We start from the raw sequence: 13,023 nt of genomic DNA, 5'->3' as shown, positions 1-13,023 counted from the left end.
ACGCTCAGGCGTCGGCGGGCTGCTTGGCGCGCTGGCCGGACCCGCCGGAGGCGGGAGCGTTGCGGCGGTTGCCGCGGACGACGAGGAAGAGCCCGAGCAGCAGCAGCGGGATCCCGACCACGTAGCCGACCAGCGGGATGGTCTTCTCCATCAGGTCCAGCTTGGCCTTGTCGTCGTTGATCTTGTCGACGTTGGTCTCCACCTGCTCGTCGGTGAACGCGAGGTTCATCTCCAGCAGGGTCTCGCCGGACTCCGAGGAGCGGACCTGGTCGATCTCCTGACGCACGATCTGACCAGTGCGGGGGTCGACGTAGTAGGTGTTGTCGGAGCGGTAGCTGCCGACGATGTCCTCGCCGGCGACGACCACGCCGTCGGCCTCGGCGTTGAGCTCGAAGACATAGACGTCGAGCCCGTCGATCTCGTCGGTGCCCTCGTAGGTGGCGTCGACGGCGCCGCCGACGATGCCGTCCCAGACGGGGTAGTCCTTCTTCTCGGTGCCGAAGGGCCACTTGTTGATCAGGCCCTCGTGCGGCTCGACGCCCTCGGGCAGCTCGTCGGGGTCGCTGATCGACAGGCCGGTGTTCCGGTCGGTCGCGAACGTGTCGGTGGTGGCCGAGACCAGGCGCCCCTGGGGGTCCTCGTCGGTGACGCAGCCGTCGGGGTCGTCCACGTCGACCACCAGGCACAGCGAGCTGGCGAAGACCACCGTGTCGTCGTCGGACAGGTCGGCGTCGACCGCGTTGCGGCTGAACGCCAGCAGCGGCGTCTCCTCCAGCTCGAAGTCATCGTTGCGCAGCTGTCCGGTGCCGGACAGGGCGGTCCTGGTGTCGGTGTCGAGCGGCGTCTTCTCGATCTTGCCCGGGGCATAGGTCTGGGCCAGCACCCCCACGGTGACCAGGAGTGCCCCGAGGACGAGCAGGACGTACGGCAGTGCCTTGCGCATGTGTTCTTCGCTCCCTGTGGTGGTGGTACCGCCGGTGACCACCCGCTGTGCCGCACGGTCGTGCGGCGCTCCCGGGGCCGGGCCTCGACGTCGCCGAGGCCTGCGCCCGCTTCCCTGTCGGGCCTCACGCGTTCGCATCGAGGCTCGGCCGGGAAGCATACTCAGGAGTAACGAGGATCACTCTTCGACCCCGGCGCCGCGAGACGCCGGGCTGCCGGTCGATTCGTCTGACCCTCCACTATCGAGCCCCCCGGCCCGCTGTGTACAGGTTTCTGCGCCACTGGTCACACCAGGCGTCCCGGCCGGTTTCCGGCCCGCCGGGGGTGGGTATCGGCTCGGCAGCGAGATGCCGGGGGCTGGCTCTCCCACCAGCCGGGGTGTGCACGACCGCGCTTCCCCATCGATGACCAGCGACGAGGAGGCACAGGTGCACGGACACGAGGTGCAGCTGCGGCTGCCTTTCGCGACCGCGAGCGCACCGGCGGCACGTCGGGAGCTCGTGGCCGACCTGCAGACGGCCGGCTACCCGGAGCCGCTGATCAACGACGCGGCCCTGGTGGTGACCGAGCTGGTGACCAACGGGGTCCTGCACGGACAGCCCGACGCGAGCGGAGGTCTGGCCGTCAGCTGGACCGGACACCCCGACCGGGTGGTGATCGTGGTCTGCGACGGGGGCGGTGTCGACACCCTCGCCCCGCTGCCGCTCACCACCACCGAGTCGCACGGCCGCGGTCTGGCCATCGTCGACTACATCACCGACAGCTGGCAGGTCGATCCCACCCGGGGCACCCGGATCACCGCCGAGCTGCGGGTCCCCCGCCCTCGCTGACGCGCCCGGGCGGCGCGCTCCGGCGCGAACGGGGTAGCCGCCGGCGGCCGACGCGGTAACCGGGGACCGTCTCGGCCGTTGTTCCGGGGACCACCGTCGCCGATCGATGAGGACCCCGCCGTGAGGCACCGCGTACGCCGCCGCATCACCGCCCTGCTCGTCTCACTCGCGTTCGCGGCCACCGCGGCCCCCGCGACCGCGTCCGCCCCGGCGGCCGCGGCGACCCCGACGCCAGTGACTGCCGCGGCCGTGGAGCCGCAGACGGGCGGTTGGCAACCCCGCCCCGCGACGTACCCGGCCACCGTGGCCCGCACCGACCTGGCCATCCCGATGTCCGACGGCACCGTGCTGCGCGGCGACCTGGTGCTGCCGGCCGGCGAGGACGGACAGGCGGCGACCGGCCGGTTCCCGGTGCTGGTCACGATCACCGCCTACAACAAGACGGTGCTGGGCGCCGCCCTCGGCGAGGACGAGCCGGACTACTTGGTCAGCCGCGGCTACGCCTCGCTCACCGTCGATGCCCGGGGCACCGGCAGCTCCGAGGGCACGTGGGACGCCTTCGGCGAGCGCGAGCAGCTCGACGGCAAGGAGGTCGTCGAGTGGGCGGCCTCCCGCGAGCGGCCGTGGAGCAACGGCCGGGTGGGCATGCGCGGACCGTCGTACATGGGCATCAACCAGCTCTTCACCGCGGCACTCGAGCCGAAGGGCCTGGAGGCGATCTTCCCGCAGGTGCCGGCCGGCGACGTCTACCGCGACGTGGTCGCCTCCGGGGGCCAGGTCGACGTCGGGTTCATCCCGCTGTGGATGGGGCTGGTGACCACCACCGGCGTCATCCCGCCGGCGGTGACCGCGACGGACCCGGAGTCGGGTCTCGGCGCGCTGCTCTCACACATCTACGGCGCGGCGACCTTCACCGCTCCCCTGCTCCTCGACGCGCTGCTCGGCGGCGACGCTGCGCACGACGGGCAGTTCTACCGCACCCGCTCACCGCTGGAGGTGATCGACCGGGTCGACGTGCCGACCTTCCTGATCGCCGGGCAGCAGGACCTGTTCCAGCGCGGCACGCCACTGCTGTTCGAGGCACTGCAGGAGCGCGGCGTCGCGTCGAGGCTGATCGTGGGCCCGTGGAACCACCTCGAGGGTTCGCAGGGCACCGACCTCGCGCAGGCCGGCCACGGCACGCTCTCGGAGCTGCAGCTGCGCTGGTTCGACCGCTGGCTGCGCGACGACCGCGGCACCCGGCTCGGCGAGATCGCCCCGGTCACCTACTACGAGAACGGATCCGGCGCGTGGCGCACCCAGCGCAGCTGGATCGACGACCGCGCCCGCGCCCGCAGCTATCGGCTGTCGGGCGATGCGACGACCGCGCTCGCCCCGGGCCTGCTGACCACGGGGAGGGCCGCGCCGGGCACGGCGCAGGTGCCGCCCGTCCCGGTCTCCGGGCTCTGCACCCGCTCCGCGAGCCAGTGGACGGCGGGCATCCCGGCGCTGCTCGCCGAGGACCTGCCCTGCTTCTCCGACAACGCGCTCAACGACCTCACCGGCATCGTCTACGAGACGCGGCCGCTCAAGCGCGCGGTCCGGTTCGCGGGGCCGGTGAACGCGCGCCTGTTCACCTCCAGCCCCATCGGCGGCGGCATGCTCTCGGTGTCGATCTCCGACGTCGCCCCGTCCGGCCAGGTCACCCGGCTCAGCGGCGGCTGGCAGCTGGTCGAGCAGCGCCGGCTCGACCGCTCCCGCACCCGCTACCTCGACGGCGAGATCCTCCAGCCCTACCACCCGTTCACCCGCGCCTCGCGCGCCCCGGCACCGGGCAGGGTGGTCCCCGTCGACGTCGAGGTCTTCCCGACGGGCGCGAGGATCCGGCCCGGCCACCGGCTGCGGATCGCGGTCCAGGCCTTCGACGTGCCGCACCTGCTGCCCTCGCTGCCGGACCTGCCCGGCAGCCTCACCGCGCTGACCCTGCACACCTCCGACCGCTTCCCGTCGCGGGTGACCATCCCCTGGCTGCCGCGGCGAGCGGGCTGACCGGCGCGGCCACGGCATCTCGCCCGCCAACCTGGCCGTGCTCAAGAACGGGCGGGCGAAGGCGGTGCGGTTCACGACGCTGGCCGCGCTGTGCGAGGTGCTGCAGTGCCAGCCCGGAGACCTGCTGCGCTGGGAGCCGGACGACGCCACCCAGGGCGGCACGGCGCAGGAGGCTCAGAGCTCGGACTGGACGCCGGCCAGCAGCTGACGCGCCATCACGATCCGCTGCACCTGGTTGGTGCCCTCGTAGATCTGGGTGATCTTCGCGTCGCGCATCATCCGCTCGACCGGGTAGTCGCGGGTGTAGCCGTAGCCGCCGAGCACCTGCACCGCGTTGGTGGTGACCTCCATCGCGACGTCGGAGGCGAAGCACTTGGCCGCCGCGCCGAAGAAGGTCAGGTCGCTGTCGCCGCGCTCGGAGCGGCCGGCGGCCGCGTAGGTCATCTGGCGGGCCGCCTCGACCTTCATGCCCATGTCGGCGAGCAGGAACTGCAGGCCCTGGAAGTCGGCGATCGGCTTGCCGAACTGCTGCCGCTCCTTGGCGTAGCCCAGCGCGTAGTCGAGCGCACCCTGGGCGACGCCGACGGCCTGGGCCGCGATCGTGACGCGGGTGTGGTCGAGCGTGCGCATCGCGGTCTCGAAGCCGGTGCCCTCGGCCCCGATCATCCGGTCCGCGGGGATGCGGACGTTGTCGAGGTAGACCTCGCGGGTCGGGGAGCCCTTGATGCCGAGCTTCTTCTCGGGCGCCCCGAACGAGACGCCCGCGTCGGACTTCTCGACGACGAACGCGGAGATCCCGCGGCTGCGCTGAGCGGGGTCGGTCACCGCCATCACGGTGTAGTACTCCGAGACGCCGGCGTTGGTGATCCAGCGCTTCACGCCGTTGAGCACCCAGTGGTCGCCGTCGCGCACGGCACGGGTCTTCATGCCGACCGCGTCGGAGCCCGCGTCGGGCTCGGAGAGGCAGTAGGAGAAGCCGCCCTCGCCACGGGCCAGAGCGCCGAGGTACCGCTGCTTCAGCTCCTCGGACCCGGCCAGCTGCACCGGCAGCGAGCCCAGCTTGTTGACCGCGGGGATCAGCGAGGCCGACACGTCGGCCCGGGCGACCTCCTCGATCACCAGCACGGTGGCCAGCGCGTCCGCCCCGGCGCCGCCGTAGGCCTCCGGCACGTGCGGCGCGTGGAAGTCGGCCGCGAGCAGCGCGTCGGCCGCCTCCTGCGGGAAACGGGCCTGCTCGTCGACGTCGGCGGCGTGCGGGGCGACCTTGGCGTCGCAGATGGCGCGGACCGCCTCGCGGATCGCCTGGTGCTCCTCGGAGAGGGCGTACATGGGGTGGCCGGTGCTCATGAGGCCGATCCTACTTTTCGGTAAGGGCGCAGCGACGCCCGGCCGGGACAGGCCCCGGCCGGGCGTCGCATGGGTCCTGCTCAGCGGTGAGAGCTCACTTGACCTTGACCGAGGTCTTGGCACCCTCGGTGCCGCTGTCGCCCTTGTAGATGAGCGTCAGCGTCTTGCCGTGTGCCGACTTCGGAAGGGCGAACACGGCCTTGCCGCTCCGGGTCACGGCCTTGGCGCCGACCTTCTTCTTGCCCAGCTTCGCCACGACCTTGCCGAAGACGTCACCGCCGTGCTGCCGCGCGACGGTCGCGATCGCCTTGTGGCCCTTCTTGGTCTCCACCGTGCGGCCCTTGATCGTCGAGCTCTGCTTGCGCACCTCGACCTCGCCGATGACCGGATCGCTGCCCTCGGACAGGGTGCAGGTCATCGATCCCACGGGCAGGTCGACCGGGGCACTGGCGGGCACGAGCGTGAACTCCCGCGGGAGCGAGACCGGGAAGGTGCCCGCGGCGTTCGGGGTGACCAGGCTGGCCAGGCTGCCGGTCGCCGTGAGCGGGAGCGCCCCAGGGCCCGGGATGGCGGTGAGCGGCGCGGAGAGCCCTTCGACAGCCTGCCCGCCCTCGCCGAGCCAGAGGTGGAAGTCGGTGAGCTGCGCGCCCAGCTGGGTGATGCCGAGCATCCCGACGGCGGCGCCGACCAGGTTCTGGGGCAGGTCGAGCACGGCGGTCACGTCGTTCACTCCGGTCGCCTCGTCACCGGCGAGGAAGGGGCCGTCGAAGCTGTCGGTGGTCACCGACACCGGGATCTGCAGGGTCTCCAGGCCCGGCAGCGGCAGGCCGGTGGGGCAGTCGTAGGTGGCAGAGCCGGTCATGGTGGCGTTCGCGGCGGTGCCGGTGCCGCCGACCAGGGCGGCGGCGGCCAGCGCGGTGGCCGCGCCGGTGGCGGCCAGACGCGTGAGGCGGGTGTTCTTCATAGGGGTCGTTCCCTCCCAGGTACGAGTGATCTCCCGCGGTCCAGCAGACTGATGGACCGGGGTCTGGCGCTGCCTCCCCAGCAGCGCGGCCTCACCCTGCCACGCCGGAACCCGCCCCGTGACCGAATCGAGCGCGCGGGTGGGGCCGCCCACGGCGGACTCGCACCCGGGCCATGCGGAGGTCTGGACCGGTTTGCCTACAGTGGCGGTGCGGGCCCTCGCCCGCTCTCCCGCGACCAGGAAGGACTCCGCGATGGCCGGCTGGCAGGACCCCGAGGCGGTGCGGTTCATGCTCGACGACTGCGAGACGTGGGCGGTCGTCGGCCTCTCCGGCGACCCCGGCCGCACGGCGTACTCCATCGCCGAGCTGCTGCAGTCGCGCGGCAAGCGGATCGTCCCCGTGCACCCGTCGGCGCCGACGGTGCTCGGCGAGCAGGGCTACCGCACCCTGGCCGAGGTGCCGTTCGCCATCGACGTCGTCGACGTGTTCCGCCGCTCCGAGGCGGCCGGGCAGTTCGCCGACGAGGCGGTCTCGGTCGGGGCGAAGGGCGTCTGGTTCCAGCTGGGCGTCGTCGACGAGGACGCCTTCCGCCGCACCACCGAGGCGGGCGTGCCGATGGTCATGGACACCTGTCCCGCGATCGAGTGGCGCCGCCACCGCTGAGCCCGCCCGGAGTGGCAGGCTCGGCCCCGTGAGCCGCCCCGGAGACGACCTGCAGGTGCCACCGGGACCGGGGCTGCCGACCGGCCTCTCGGTGCCCGCCGCCGAGCTCACCGAACGCTTCTCGCGCTCCCCCGGCCCCGGCGGTCAGTCGGTCAACACCGCCGACAGCCGGGTGGAGCTGGTGTACGACGTGCGCGCGTCGTCGGCGCTGAGCCCCGCGCAGCGGGACCGGGCGCTGCGCAACCTGGCCGGCCGCCTGGTCGACGGGTCGGTCGTCGTGGTGGCCTCCGAGCACCGCTCCCAGCACCGCAACCGGGTCGCGGCGCGAGAGCGGCTCGCCGGGCTGCTCCGCACCGCGCTCGCACCACCGCCGCCGGCGCGGCGCCCCACCAAGCCCACGCGTGGCTCCCAACGCCGGCGGCTGGAGTCCAAGCGCCAGCGGGCGCAGACCAAGTCGTTGCGGGGCCGGGTGCGCGGGGAGTAGCCCCCGGGTCGAGCGCTCGGCACCTGAGGCCAGCCGACCGGCACCTGCGGTGGAGGCGGACGAGGGCCCGGCCTTCCTAGCGTCGGGGACATGACGATCCTCCTCGCCGACCCCCGGGTCTCGGCGGTGCCGGTGCACGAGTCCGGCGAGCCGCTGGTCCGGGTGCCGGACGCTCTCGCCCCCCTCGGCGCCCTGGTCCGCCGCAGCCTCGCCGACCGGCTCGTGCTGGCCGATCGCACCCTTCCGGCCGGGCTGCGGCTGCGCGTCGTCGAGGGGCACCGCTCCCCCCGCTCGCAGCTCGCGATCATCGAGCGCTACGCCGCCGAGGTGCGCGCGGCCCACCCGGACGCCGACGACGAGCAGGTGCGGGTGCTCACCAGCCGCTTCGTCTCCCCGCTGGAGGTCGCCCCGCACGTGGCCGGCGCCGCCGTCGACCTGACCCTGGCCGACGCGACGGGCCGCGAGCTCGACCTCGGCACCCCGATCGACGCGACCCCCGAGCAGAGCGACGGCAGGTGCTTCTTCGACGCGCCGGTCTCGGCGGCCTCCCGGGCCAACCGCGACCTGCTCGCGCTGGCGCTCACCACGGTCGGGCTGGTGAACTACCCGACCGAGTGGTGGCACTGGAGCTACGGCGACCGCTACTGGGCGCTGGTCACCGGCGCGCCGGCCGCCCTCTACGGCCCCGTCGACGCCGGCCGCTCGGAGCGGGCGGCATGAGCGGGCTCGCGGTCCGCGACCTGCCGGAGACGGCGTCCACGCCGGTGCTCGAGATCGACCTGTCCGCCGTCGCGGACAACACCCGGCTGCTGGCCGGCCGCGCGTCCGGCGAGCTGATGGCCGTGGTCAAGGCCGACGGGTTCGGGCACGGCGCCCTCGACGTCGCCCGCACCGCTCTGGCCAACGGGGCCACCTGGCTGGGGGCCACCAGCCTGCTCGAGGCACTGCGACTGCGCGACGCCGGCCTCACCGCGCCGGTGCTGAGCTGGCTGAACCCGGTCGACGCCGACTTCGGCACCGCCGTCGCCCACGGCATCGACGTCGCGGTGCCCGGCCTCGAGCACCTCGCCGCCGTCGCCGCCGCCCCGGGCCGGGCACGGGTGCACCTGCACGTCGACGCGGGCATGGCCCGCGACGGCGCATCGCCCTCACTGTGGCCGCAGCTGTGCCGTTCGGCTCGCCGCGCGGAGCAGCGCGGCGAGCTCGACGTGGTCGGCGTGATGGGCCACCTCGGCTGCGCCGAGGACCCGGGCGACCCCTGCAACCCCGCCGGCCGGCTCCGCTTCGCCTGGGCCCTCGAGACCGCGCGCGCGGCCGGCCTGCGCCCCGCCCACCGGCACCTGGCCGCCACCGCGGCCACGCTGACCGACCCACGCACCCATCACACGATGAGCCGGGTCGGCGCCGGCCTGGTCGGCATCGACCCGTCCGGCACGACCGTGCTGCGCCGGCCGATGAGGCTGACCGCACCACTGGTCACGGTGCGCCGGGTCCGGGCCGGCACGCCGGTCGGCTACGGCCACGCCCACGTCACCGCGGCCAGCACCCACCTGGGTCTGGTGCCGCTGGGGTACGCCGACGGGCTGCCGCGCCTCGCATCCGGCCGGGCCGAGGTCCTGGTCGCCGGCCGCCGCCGCCCGGTCGTCGGCCGGCTGTCGATGGACCAGCTCGTCGTCGACCTCGGCGACCTGCCACCCGCACCGGGGGCCACGGTGACCCTGTTCGGCCCCGGCGACGACGGGGAGCCGACGGTGGCCGACTGGGCCCGGTGGGCGGAGACCATCGAGCACGAGATCGTCACCGGTCTCGGCCACCGCGTCACCCGGCGGGTGCGCACCGCCGGCGCCCACCTGCGGAGCCTGTCGTGAGCGCCCGGACCCGGGTCGCGGTGATCGGCGGCGGCCAGAGCTGCGAGCACGACGTCTCACTGGCCTCGGCGGCCTCGGTCGCCGACGCCCTCGACCCCGCCGCCTACGAGGCGGTGCGGCTCACCATCGACCGCGACGGCACCTGGCGCGACCACGGCGGCCGGCCGATCGGCCTCCCCGGCGCCGTGCACGTGCTCACCAGCTGCGACGTGGTGTTCCCGATGGTGCACGGACCGCACGGCGAGGACGGCACCCTGGCCGCCCTGTGCGAGCTCGCCGGGCTGCCCTACGTCGGCTCGGACCTCGGCGCCGGCGCGCTCGCGATGGACAAGTGGGCGACCAAGCTGGTCGCCCACTCGCTCGGCCTGGCCACCGCACCCGGCCACCTCGTCACCGCGGCCACCCTGGCCGGGGAGCGGTTCGACCACCCGGTCGTGGTGAAGCCGGTCGCCGCCGGCTCCAGCCTCGGCGTCAGCCTGGTCACCCGCGCCGAGGAGCTCGCCCCCGCGCTCGAGGCGGCGCTGGCGATCGACACCCGGGCGCTGGTCGAGGACGTCGTGGCCGGCCGCGAGGTCGACGTCGCGGTGCTCCGTCGCGCCGACGGCTCACTCGTGGTCAGCCCGGCCCTGGAGATCGTCGCCGACGGGCTGTTCGACCACGCCGCCAAGTACGGCGGTCACGCCGACTTCCGGGTGCCCGCCGCCCTGACCGACGTGGAGCGCAAGGAGCTCGAGGACGCCGCGGTCGCGACGTACCGGGCGCTGGGCTGCTCCGGGGTGGCTCGGGTGGACTTCTTCGTCACCGACCGCGGCCCGGTGCTCGGCGAGGTGAACACGGTGCCCGGCATGACCGAGCACTCCCAGGTGCCGCGCATGTTCGCCGCTGCCGGCCTGCCCTATGCCGACCTGCTCGACGAGCTGGTCCGCGGCGCCACCCGGTGAGCGGCCAGATCACGAGACCCCGCGTCGAGGGCATCGACCTGCTGCGCGGGGTCGCCGTCGCCCTGGTGATGCTGCGCCACGCGCTGCCCTCGGGGTTCCCCGGCGCCGGTGTGGTGGGCGTGGTGATGTTCTTCTCGCTGTCGGGCTACCTGATCACCGGCGTGCTCGTCGACGAGCTGGACCGCGACGGCCGCGTCGACCTGCGTCGGTTCTACCTGCGCCGCGCCCAACGGCTGGTGCCGGCCCTGCTGGCACTGGTCGCCGGGGTGGTGCTGGTGACGCTGCTGTTGGACCCGCTCGGCGACCGCGACCAGCTCGCGAAGACCGTGCTGGTCGCGCTCACCTGGACCGCCGACCTGCCGTTCGGCCACGCCAGCGACGCCACGTTCCACCTGTGGACGCTCGCACTGGAGGAGCAGTTCTACCTGGTCTGGCCGACCGTGCTCGTGCTCGCGTTCGCCCGGCGCCGGCTCGGCACCGCGCTGACGCTCAGCGCCGCCCTGTGCCTGCTCGCCTGCCTGGCGACCGTGTGGTGGCTGCGCGAGGACCCCGACCTGGCCTACTCGCTGCCGACCGTCTGGGCAGGCTGCTTCGTGGTCGGCGGCGCCGCCCGGCTGCACGGTGGACGGCTGGGTGAGCGGCTGACCGTTCCGGCGTGGGCCGCCCCCGTGGCCCTGGCCGGTCTGGCGGTGCTCAGCGTGGTTCCATTGCGGGGTCACGCCCTCACCTACCTGGCAGGAGGCCCGGCCATCGCCGTCCTCACCGCGGCCGCGCTGCTGGCCTGGCGCACCTGGACCACCGTGACCCACCCCGCGCTGCGCGCCGTGGTGTGGCTCGGCACGGTCTCCTACGCGGCGTACCTGTGGAACTACCCGCTCACGCTGTGGCTGCGCCCGTACGTCGACCACGCCGGCCCCCTCGCCGCGCTCCTCACCCTGGTCGCCGCGGCGCTCAGCTGGCGGCTGGTCGAGGCGCCGGTGCAGCGGTGGGCGCGACGCCCCCGGATCGCAGCGGGCGCCGCGGCATGACGAGGGCTGCCACGCCGGACTGGCGAGGTTGGGTCCCCGACCTGCTCGTCGGGCTCACCGTGCTCGGCCTCGCCCTCGTGGAGGTGGGCCGGTTCACCTACTACGAGGCGCCGCAGGGGCCGGTGCTGGTGGCGTTCGGGCTCGCCGCCTCGGTGGGCCTGGCCCGGGTGGTCCCCAGCGCGGCGCTCGGGATCGCCTGGCTGGTGGGCCTCTCGCACCTCGCGACCGGCACGAACCCCCTGGTCACCGAGGTGCTGTTCGCCATGGTGGCGTTCGGGTGCGCGCGCTGGGGAGGCGCGGTCACGCTGTGGCTCAGTGCGCTGTCGATCCCGGTCAGCGCCACCGTGCTCGTCTTGTGGGTCTCTCCCTACATCTTCTACGAGGCGCTCCAGGTGGCCGGGGTGGACGGGCTCGCCGACTCCGCGGCCCGGAGCGCCGGCGACGACTGGCGGCTCACCGCCGCCCTGATGGGCATGGCGCTGCTCGCGGCGCCGTGGCTGGGGGGTCTGGCCTTCCGGTACGCCGACCGCGCCCGCCGCTCGCGGGTCTCCCAGGTGAGCGCCGAGGCGGCCCGCGACCAGGCCGAGGAGATCGCCCGGCTCCGCGACGAGCAGGCCCGGCTGGCCCACGACGTGCACGACGTGGTCGGCCACTCGCTGGCGGTGATCCTCGCGCAGGCCGAGTCCGCGCAGTACCTCCCCGACGCCGACGGCGCGAAGCTCAAGCAGACCATGGAGAACATCGCCACCTCCGCACGGACCTCGCTCGACGACGTCCGCCAGGTGCTCGCGTCCGCGTCGGGGCGCGGCGCGCCCGGCAGGACGAGCACCGACCTGGACAGCCTGATCGAGGGCGTGCGGGCGAGCGGCCACCAGGTCGTCTCGACCGAGTACGGCACGCCGCAGCCGCTTCCTCCGGAGCTCGAGGTGGTGGCGTTCCGGGTGCTGCAGGAGATGCTCACCAACGCGCTCAAGCACGGCTCCCGCGACCAGCCGGTGCGGGTCGAGCGCCACTGGGAGGGCGAGCTGCGGATCGAGGTGCAGAACGTGGTCGAACCGGTCCCCGAGGAGACCCGGCCGGTGGCGGTGGCAGGCACCCAGCCCGTCGCCGGCGGCCAGGGTGTCGACGGCATGCGCCGCCGGCTCGAGTCGGTCGGCGGCCGGCTCGACGTGCGCCGGCGGCACGACCCGCCGACCTTCACCGCCACCGCGTGGCTGCCGGTGCGTACGGTGGCCCGGTGACCGCGGCCCCGGACCCTGCGCTCGACCCGATCCGGGTGCTGCTCGTCGACGACCAGGAGCTGTTCCGCGAGGGGGTCAGGGTCATCGTCGACGCCCAGGAGGGCATGACGGTCGTCGGCACCGCGGCCGACGGGTTCGAGGCGGTGCGGCAGGTCGACGAGCTCGAGCCCGACGTGGTGCTGATGGACATCCGGATGCCGGAGATGGACGGCGTCGAGGCGACCCGTCAGATCTTCTCCCCCGACCGTGCCGCCCGGCGGCAGCGTCCGGTGCGGGTGGTGGTGCTGACCACCTTCAACCTCGACGACCGGGCGGCCACCGCGATCCGGCACGGCGCCAGCGGCTTCCTGCTCAAGGGCACCACCCCGACGATGCTGCGCGATGCGATCCGCACCGTGCACGCCGGCAACGCCGTGCTCGCCCCGCAGGACCTCTCGACGCTGCTCGACGGCCAGTTCCAGTCCCGCGCGCCGGCCCCCGCGGCGTACCTCGCGCTCACCGACAAGGAGCGCGAGGTGTTCGTGCTGGTCGCCCGGGGCCTGTCGAACGCCGAGATCGCCGGCGAGGTGTTCGCCAGCGAGTCGACGGTGAAGACCCACGTCGGCGCGATCCTGCGCAAGCTCGGCCTGCGCGACCGGGTGCAGATCGTGGTCTTCGCCCACGAGCACCAGCTCCGCTGACCCCGC

The 13,023-nt window shown here is 74.0% G+C and carries 13 protein-coding genes and 1 pseudogene; 11 read left to right on the top strand and 3 right to left on the bottom strand.

Features of this window, described 5'->3' with window-relative positions:
- Positions 1–4 precede the first annotated feature (4 nt).
- Positions 5–943 (bottom strand): cell envelope lipid trafficking protein PgfA, encoded by a 939-nt coding sequence (gene pgfA / locus D6B71_RS11595; RefSeq protein WP_164519628.1) that lies wholly within the window; start codon positions 941–943, stop codon positions 5–7.
- Positions 944–1,346: 403 nt separating this feature from the next.
- Between pgfA and D6B71_RS22750 the strand changes: the two genes are divergently transcribed.
- From D6B71_RS22750 to D6B71_RS11580, 3 genes and pseudogenes are all read left to right on the top strand, one after another.
- Complete coding sequence (locus D6B71_RS22750) at positions 1,347–1,772, top strand: ATP-binding protein (protein ID WP_164519627.1); 426 nt, start codon at positions 1,347–1,349, stop codon at positions 1,770–1,772.
- A gap of 120 nt (positions 1,773–1,892) precedes the next feature.
- Positions 1,893–3,800 (top strand): CocE/NonD family hydrolase, encoded by a 1,908-nt coding sequence (locus tag D6B71_RS11585; RefSeq protein ID WP_121255187.1) that lies wholly within the window; start codon positions 1,893–1,895, stop codon positions 3,798–3,800.
- Positions 3,801–3,813: 13 nt separating this feature from the next.
- A pseudogene (locus D6B71_RS11580) lies at positions 3,814–4,008 on the top strand (helix-turn-helix domain-containing protein); the annotation flags it as partial.
- On the opposite strand, the gene D6B71_RS11575 reads toward D6B71_RS11580, so the two are convergent.
- Positions 3,975–5,147, bottom strand: a complete 1,173-nt coding sequence (locus D6B71_RS11575) for an acyl-CoA dehydrogenase family protein (RefSeq protein WP_121255185.1) — start codon at positions 5,145–5,147, stop codon at positions 3,975–3,977. The pseudogene D6B71_RS11580 and the gene D6B71_RS11575 overlap by 34 nt on opposite strands.
- Before the next feature lie 94 nt (positions 5,148–5,241).
- Positions 5,242–6,111 (bottom strand): DUF6801 domain-containing protein, encoded by an 870-nt coding sequence (locus tag D6B71_RS11570; RefSeq protein WP_121255183.1) that lies wholly within the window; start codon positions 6,109–6,111, stop codon positions 5,242–5,244.
- A gap of 253 nt (positions 6,112–6,364) precedes the next feature.
- On the opposite strand from D6B71_RS11570, the gene D6B71_RS11565 reads away from it, so the two are divergent.
- The 8 genes from D6B71_RS11565 to D6B71_RS11530 all read left to right on the top strand — a co-directional run bounded on the left by D6B71_RS11565 (position 6,365) and on the right by D6B71_RS11530 (position 13,017).
- Positions 6,365–6,775: a CoA-binding protein gene (locus D6B71_RS11565; RefSeq protein WP_121255181.1), complete on the top strand. Its 411-nt coding sequence runs from the start codon at positions 6,365–6,367 to the stop codon at positions 6,773–6,775.
- A gap of 28 nt (positions 6,776–6,803) precedes the next feature.
- Entirely contained in the window at positions 6,804–7,259 is a 456-nt protein-coding gene (gene arfB, locus D6B71_RS11560; RefSeq protein WP_121255179.1) for an alternative ribosome rescue aminoacyl-tRNA hydrolase ArfB, read from the top strand.
- A 90-nt stretch (positions 7,260–7,349) separates the two neighbouring features.
- Positions 7,350–7,979: a M15 family metallopeptidase gene (locus tag D6B71_RS11555; protein WP_121255177.1), complete on the top strand. Its 630-nt coding sequence runs from the start codon at positions 7,350–7,352 to the stop codon at positions 7,977–7,979.
- Positions 7,976–9,127, top strand: coding sequence for an alanine racemase (alr, locus tag D6B71_RS11550; RefSeq protein ID WP_121255176.1), 1,152 nt, complete (start codon positions 7,976–7,978; stop codon positions 9,125–9,127). Before D6B71_RS11555 ends, alr begins: the two co-directional genes overlap by 4 nt.
- Positions 9,124–10,068, top strand: a complete 945-nt coding sequence (locus tag D6B71_RS11545) for a D-alanine--D-alanine ligase family protein (RefSeq protein ID WP_121255174.1) — start codon at positions 9,124–9,126, stop codon at positions 10,066–10,068. Before alr ends, D6B71_RS11545 begins: the two co-directional genes overlap by 4 nt.
- A complete protein-coding gene (locus D6B71_RS11540; protein WP_206051699.1) occupies positions 10,065–11,096 on the top strand; it encodes an acyltransferase family protein in 1,032 nt (343 codons plus the stop codon). The genes D6B71_RS11545 and D6B71_RS11540 overlap by 4 nt, the downstream gene beginning before the upstream one ends.
- A complete protein-coding gene (locus tag D6B71_RS11535) occupies positions 11,093–12,337 on the top strand; it encodes a sensor histidine kinase (RefSeq protein ID WP_126688249.1) in 1,245 nt (414 codons plus the stop codon). The genes D6B71_RS11540 and D6B71_RS11535 overlap by 4 nt, the downstream gene beginning before the upstream one ends.
- Positions 12,334–13,017, top strand: a complete 684-nt coding sequence (locus D6B71_RS11530; RefSeq protein ID WP_121255524.1) for a response regulator — start codon at positions 12,334–12,336, stop codon at positions 13,015–13,017. Before D6B71_RS11535 ends, D6B71_RS11530 begins: the two co-directional genes overlap by 4 nt.
- Positions 13,018–13,023 lie beyond the last annotated feature (6 nt).

The organism is Nocardioides ferulae (assembly GCF_003660455.1).
GTDB lineage: Bacteria > Actinomycetota > Actinomycetes > Propionibacteriales > Nocardioidaceae > Nocardioides > Nocardioides ferulae.
The sequence above is the reverse complement of the archived record's forward strand: the minus strand, read 5'-3'. Positions and strand labels throughout refer to the sequence as shown.

Bases quoted from the DNA above. Each gene is read 5' to 3' on its own strand.
- D6B71_RS11555 (WP_121255177.1), top strand. From the start codon at position 7,350: ATGACGATCCTCCTCGCCGACCCCCGGGTCTCGGCGGTGCCGGTGCAC.
- D6B71_RS11565 (WP_121255181.1), top strand. From the start codon at position 6,365: ATGGCCGGCTGGCAGGACCCCGAGGCGGTGCGGTTCATGCTCGACGAC.
- pgfA (WP_164519628.1), bottom strand. From the start codon at position 943: ATGCGCAAGGCACTGCCGTACGTCCTGCTCGTCCTCGGGGCACTCCTG.
- D6B71_RS11570 (WP_121255183.1), bottom strand. From the start codon at position 6,111: ATGAAGAACACCCGCCTCACGCGTCTGGCCGCCACCGGCGCGGCCACC.
- alr (WP_121255176.1), top strand. From the start codon at position 7,976: ATGAGCGGGCTCGCGGTCCGCGACCTGCCGGAGACGGCGTCCACGCCG.
- D6B71_RS11535 (WP_126688249.1), top strand. From the start codon at position 11,093: ATGACGAGGGCTGCCACGCCGGACTGGCGAGGTTGGGTCCCCGACCTG.
- D6B71_RS11575 (WP_121255185.1), bottom strand. From the start codon at position 5,147: ATGAGCACCGGCCACCCCATGTACGCCCTCTCCGAGGAGCACCAGGCG.
- D6B71_RS22750 (WP_164519627.1), top strand. From the start codon at position 1,347: ATGACCAGCGACGAGGAGGCACAGGTGCACGGACACGAGGTGCAGCTG.